At 57.5% G+C, this 5,248-nt stretch carries 4 protein-coding genes; all 4 read left to right on the forward strand.

What is annotated here, in order from left to right; genetic code table 11:
* Positions 1 to 301: 301 nt before the first annotated feature.
* The 4 genes from WBG04_RS18270 to cysN all read left to right on the forward strand — a co-directional run bounded on the left by WBG04_RS18270 (position 302) and on the right by cysN (position 4,850).
* Entirely contained in the window at positions 302 to 1,063 is a 762-nt protein-coding gene (locus tag WBG04_RS18270; protein ID WP_424316151.1) for a WecB/TagA/CpsF family glycosyltransferase, read from the forward strand.
* Between the two features lie 66 nt (positions 1,064 to 1,129).
* Positions 1,130 to 1,720: an adenylyl-sulfate kinase gene (gene cysC / locus WBG04_RS18275; RefSeq protein ID WP_424316152.1), complete on the forward strand. Its 591-nt coding sequence runs from the start codon at positions 1,130 to 1,132 to the stop codon at positions 1,718 to 1,720.
* 863 nt (positions 1,721 to 2,583) lie between these two features.
* Positions 2,584 to 3,489, forward strand: coding sequence for a sulfate adenylyltransferase subunit CysD (gene cysD / locus WBG04_RS18280; RefSeq protein WP_424316153.1), 906 nt, complete (start codon positions 2,584 to 2,586; stop codon positions 3,487 to 3,489).
* A gap of 116 nt (positions 3,490 to 3,605) precedes the next feature.
* A complete protein-coding gene (cysN, locus tag WBG04_RS18285; protein ID WP_424316154.1) occupies positions 3,606 to 4,850 on the forward strand; it encodes a sulfate adenylyltransferase subunit CysN in 1,245 nt (414 codons plus the stop codon).
* Positions 4,851 to 5,248: the final 398 nt, after the last annotated feature.

Consider the following 5,248-nt stretch of genomic DNA (forward strand, 5'->3'; position numbering starts at 1 on the left):
TGAAAAACTCAAATGGGAACCTGAAGTCGATCTCCAGACCGGCATGGAGAAGACCTACCACTGGATCAAGGAAGAGTTCGAGAAGCGCAAGCGCGGCGAACACGTGATCCAATAATCCTGCCCCGCCACTTCCTGTTCGCCGATGAGATTTGCGATTGTTGCAGACTCACGGCGAGCTTGAGTTGCCGAAGAGGTCCCTGGGCCTTGCAATCATCGTTTTCCTCAATTCTCAACACGATCGTGTTGGGATCGCATTTCGGGAAGAGCGGTGACCTCCGCTGCTCCTCGGAGACTGCAACTCATGGACATCATTCGGGTTATCGGGCTGCCATTGGCCTGCACGGACTATGCGGGGGCGGTCGAATGGATTCTCGCGAAAGCTTCCGCTCGAGAAGGCGCGATTGCCGTCGAGGCGGCGAATACCCACGTGGCGGCGATGTTCCGACACGATGAAGCGTTCAAGAAGTCGATGGATCGCTTCGACTTTGTGGTCCCTGACGGAATGCCGTTGGTCTGGTCGATGAATCTCCAGTTGGATTCGGGAAAGCGCCTCAAAGATCGAGTTTACGGCCCGACCCTGATGCTCGAAACCGTCAAGGCGACGGAGGATCGGCCGTCCTTCCGTCACTTCCTGTTAGGTGGTAAGGAAAGCACCCTGGAGAAATTGTCCGAGAATCTTCTTCGCGACCATCCCGGTGTCGAAATGGCCGGTTCCTACTCTCCTCCCTTCGGAGAGTGGCCCGCCGACGAGAATGAGCGGATCTTCGCGAAGATCGTGGAATCGGGAGCAAATCTGATCTGGGTCGGACTGGGTTGCCCGAAACAGGAGCATTGGATCGCCCAAAATAAGGACCGACTGCCGCCGGGCGTTTACTTCGGGATTGGGGCGGCTTTCGCCTTCCATGCAGGCGAAGTCTCCCAGGCACCCCAAATCCTTCAGAAGAGTGGACTCGAATGGGCTTATCGGATCGCCGCCGAACCCCGACGATTGTTCAAACGCTATCTGGTTCACAACAGCCTGTTCGTCTGGTACTGGCTTCGCGATCAAGCCAGGAACGACTGATCCGGATAAGCGGACGACAATAATCTCCAGTTTTTAAAATTCGATTACCCATTCTAAGATAAGCTCATGCCAAGTGACATTCACCCCCACGCCACCCTGCCTCGTCATTTCAAGGAGGTCCTGCTCGGCCAGAAAGGATGCGTCCTCTGGTTCTGCGGTCTCTCTGGATCGGGGAAATCGACAATCGCGTCGGCTCTCGAACAAGTCCTTCACGACAAGGGGCGCTTCTGCATTCGTCTGGATGGCGACAACTTGCGCACCGGACTCAATGGAAACCTGGGCTTCACCGACGACGATCGCTTGGAGAACGTTAGGCGGACGGCCGAACTCGCCAAGATTCTGGCGGCCAATGGTGTGATCGTTTTGTGCTCACTGATTTCACCGCGCGGTGCCTTCCGGGATCTCGCCCGCGGTATCCTCGATGAGGATTTTACTGAGATCTACGTCAAGGCCGACTACGCCACTTGCGAGGCTCGTGACCCGAAGGGCCTCTACGCCAAGGCAAAGGATGGCAAGGTGAAGCATTTCACCGGACGCGACAGCAGTTTTGAGGAACCCCAGGAGCCCGATCTCGTGCTCGATACCGAAAAGCTCAGCGTCGAGGACGCGGCCTTTGAAGTGCTCGAATACCTGCGAGGCAAGGGGATCGCGCTGTAGTCGGTTTCTGGGTCCCTACTAACGGGGCCGAGACTGAGCGCACCATCCAGTGTAAGTTGAAAATTGAACCGCCAAGACGCCAAGATCGCAAAAAATCTCTGGCTATCATCCAAGCATGGAATCATCACCCACCTCGAAGAGATCAAAGCTTGGCGGCCTTTGCGCCTTGGAGAGAGTGGCATTCGGTTAACGCGATTTTCGGGGTTGATGGAGCTTGGCCAAGGCCGCGTCAAATGTCTCATAGTCAAAGGTCAAGAGTCCCCAAGCTCACCAGGGCAATCGAGCTACGGGGAAACCAACCCCAACTGAGCACATTCTTGGACCAGGATGGATTGGATTTTGGAGTCATCGTCTGCGATCAACGGCCGGCACTTGGCCCAATCACGATGGAAAACCTGATGATTTCTGAATCTCATTGCCTACATCCTTTTGATCCTATCCATCCTGGTCCGATCCTTCCCTAGCTTGATCGCCCTGCCAAACTCACATGGTCCCAAGGACTCCAGTCGTTCGACAGTTCGGACTTTCGACTTTCAGACCTTCGACATTTTGACCCGAGCGACCGCTGAAACGAGTGCCATCCGTCTTGGCGGTGAATCTCTTCCGCTGCTTCGCCCGCCAATTTTCTCGGAAAACCCACGTCTTTACGTAAGAGGCGAGGCTGCACCACTGGGGTAACTTCCTCCCGTCCGACCTCCCTCGGATCCACTCCCCGAACCATTACATTACTAAATTACCCAAGTAACTAATTATTACTTGTCAATCCCCCTCGAGATCGCTTTTCTGCGCGCCGCCGCCCCGCTGGGGTATCGCCATCCGCCTCTAACACCCTCCCACTGCCCCCCGACCCGGCCCATCACATCATGCCGAACTACCAACTTTCCCACCTCGACCAACTCGAAGCCGAGGCGATCTTCATCCTCCGCGAGACCGCGGCCCAGTTCCAGAAGCCCGGACTGCTCTTCTCCGCCGGCAAGGATTCGATCGTCATGGCCTGGATCGCCCGCAAGGCCTTCTACCCGGCACGCATGCCGTTCCCGCTGGTCCACGTCGATACCGGACACAACTTCCCCGAGACCATCGTCTACCGCGATGAATTCGCCGAGAAAATCGGAGCGCGCCTGATCATTGGATCGGTCCAGAAATCGATCGATGAAGGCCGCGTCGCCGAGGAAACCGGCGCGGATGCCTCACGCAACCGGCTTCAGACCACCACGCTGCTCGACACCATCGAAGAGCATCAGTTCGATGCCGTGCTCGGCGGTGGACGTCGCGACGAAGAAAAGGCGCGGGCGAAAGAACGCTTCTTCTCCCACCGCGACGACTTCGGTCAGTGGGATCCCAAGAACCAACGCCCCGAACTGTGGAATCTCTTCAACGGCCGCAAGCAAGCCGGCGAACACTTCCGCGTCTTTCCGCTGTCCAACTTCACCGAGATGGACATCTGGATGTACATGAAGCGCGAAGGCATCGTTCTTCCAAGCCTCTACTACGCCCACGAGCGCGAGGTGATCACCCGCAACGGCACCATCCTCGCCGTCGGAGATTTCGTCGAACCGCGTGATGGGGAAGTGGTGGAAAAGAAAATGATCCGCTTCCGCACCATGGGAGATGCCACCATCACCGGCGCCGTCGAATCGAGCGCCGACACCATGGAGAAGATCATCGAAGAGGTCGCCGCCGCCCGCCAGACCGAGCGCGGCAACCGCACCGACGACCAACGCTCCGAAACCTCAATGGAAGACCGGAAGAAGGAAGGCTACTTCTAAAACACTGAAATTCCAAAACGCTGAAAAGCTGAAATCAAATCAGCGCTTCGGCTCCATCCAACAGCTTCTCCATCTTCCTTTCAGTACCTCAGCTTTCAGCTTTCAGTTTTTCCCCAATGGACCTTCTCAGATTCACCACCGCTGGCTCCGTCGATGACGGCAAGTCGACCCTCATCGGTCGCCTGCTTTATGACTCCAAATCGATTTTCGAGGACCAACTCGAAGCCGTTGAGGAGAGCTCGCGCCGCCGCGGCGACGAACACGTCAACCTCGCGCTTCTAACCGATGGCCTCAAGGCCGAACGGGAACAGGGCATCACGATCGACGTCGCCTACCGCTACTTCGCCACGCCGAAGCGCAAGTTCATCATTTCCGATACCCCGGGCCACATCCAGTACACCCGCAACATGGTGACCGGAGCCTCGACCGCCAACCTCGCGATCATCCTCATCGATGCGCGCAAGGGCGTGATCGAGCAGACCAAGCGCCACAGCTTCATTGCCAACCTGCTGCGGATCCAGCACGTCGCGGTCTGTATCAACAAGATGGACCTCGTCGACTATGACGAGGAAGTCTACAAGCAGATCATCAAGGACTACGAGTCCTTCGCCTCACGGCTCGACAACATCGTCGACATCACCACCATCCCGATCTCCGCGCTCAACGGCGACAACGTCGTCGACAAGTCGGAGAATATGGATTGGTACCAGGGCCCCTCACTGCTCTATCATCTGGAAAATGTTTACGTCGGTGGCGAAGAGAACCACGTCGACGCGCGTCTTCCCGTCCAATGGGTGATCCGTCCGCAGAGCGACGAATGGCACGACTTCCGCGGCTACGCCGGACGAGTGGCCGGTGGCGTCTTCAAGCCGGGCGACGACATCACCGTGCTCCCCTCCGGATTCAATACCAAGGTCCGGGCGATCCATAGTTCGGAAGGTGAACTCGAGGAAGCCTTCGCGCCTCAAAGCGTCACCATGACGCTGACCAGCGAGATCGACATCTCGCGCGGCGACATGATCGTCAAACAGAACAACCCGCCCAAGGTCTCTCAGGACCTGGAAGCGATGATCTGCTGGTTCTCGAACAAGCCGATGGCTTCCCGCGCCAAACTGATCCTCCGTCACACCACCCGCGAAATGCAGGCCGTGATCCGCGACGTGAAGTACCTCGTCGACATCAACACCCTGCACAAGATCGAGGGCGTCGACAGCTTCGCCATGAACGACATCGGCCGCGTGACGATCCGCACCGCGAGCCCCGTCATCCACGACAGCTACCGCCGCAACCGCAACACTGGTTCCTTCATTCTGGTCGATCCCGGAACGAATGAAACGGTCGCGGCGGGGATGATTGTGTAGAAAAGCTGAAAGCTGAAAAACTGAAAAGCTGAAATGAAAGGCAGGGGAACTGAAGAGGTTCGGCAAGCTCTTCCGTCCCAACGGGACAACAATCCCAAAGCCCGGGGTTGCGTATGCTACCCCGGGAAACGGACCGATAAATCCCGCTACGCCAAGGGCGTTGAATCCCGTCGCGACGGCAACTCTTCCGTCCCAACGGGACACCGATCCCAAAGCCCGGGGTTGCACAAGCTACCCCGGGGGAACGGCCCGAGAAATCTCCCTACGCCAACGGCGTTGAATCCTGCTGCCACGTCACAGTCTCCCGTCCCAACGGGACCCCAATCTCACAGCCCGGGGTTGCGCAAGCTACCCCGGGGGAACGGACCGAGAAATCTCCCAGGCCAACGGCGTTGGAT

The organism is Haloferula sp., from assembly GCF_049672945.1.
Lineage (GTDB): Bacteria > Verrucomicrobiota > Verrucomicrobiia > Verrucomicrobiales > Akkermansiaceae > Haloferula.

What these genes read in the sequence shown, in the direction of transcription:
- cysC (WP_424316152.1), top strand. Translation starts at nt 1,130, where the DNA reads ATGCCAAGTGACATTCACCCCCACGCCACCCTGCCTCGTCATTTCAAG.
- cysD (WP_424316153.1), top strand. Translation starts at nt 2,584, where the DNA reads ATGCCGAACTACCAACTTTCCCACCTCGACCAACTCGAAGCCGAGGCG.
- WBG04_RS18270 (WP_424316151.1), top strand. Translation starts at nt 302, where the DNA reads ATGGACATCATTCGGGTTATCGGGCTGCCATTGGCCTGCACGGACTAT.
- cysN (WP_424316154.1), top strand. Translation starts at nt 3,606, where the DNA reads ATGGACCTTCTCAGATTCACCACCGCTGGCTCCGTCGATGACGGCAAG.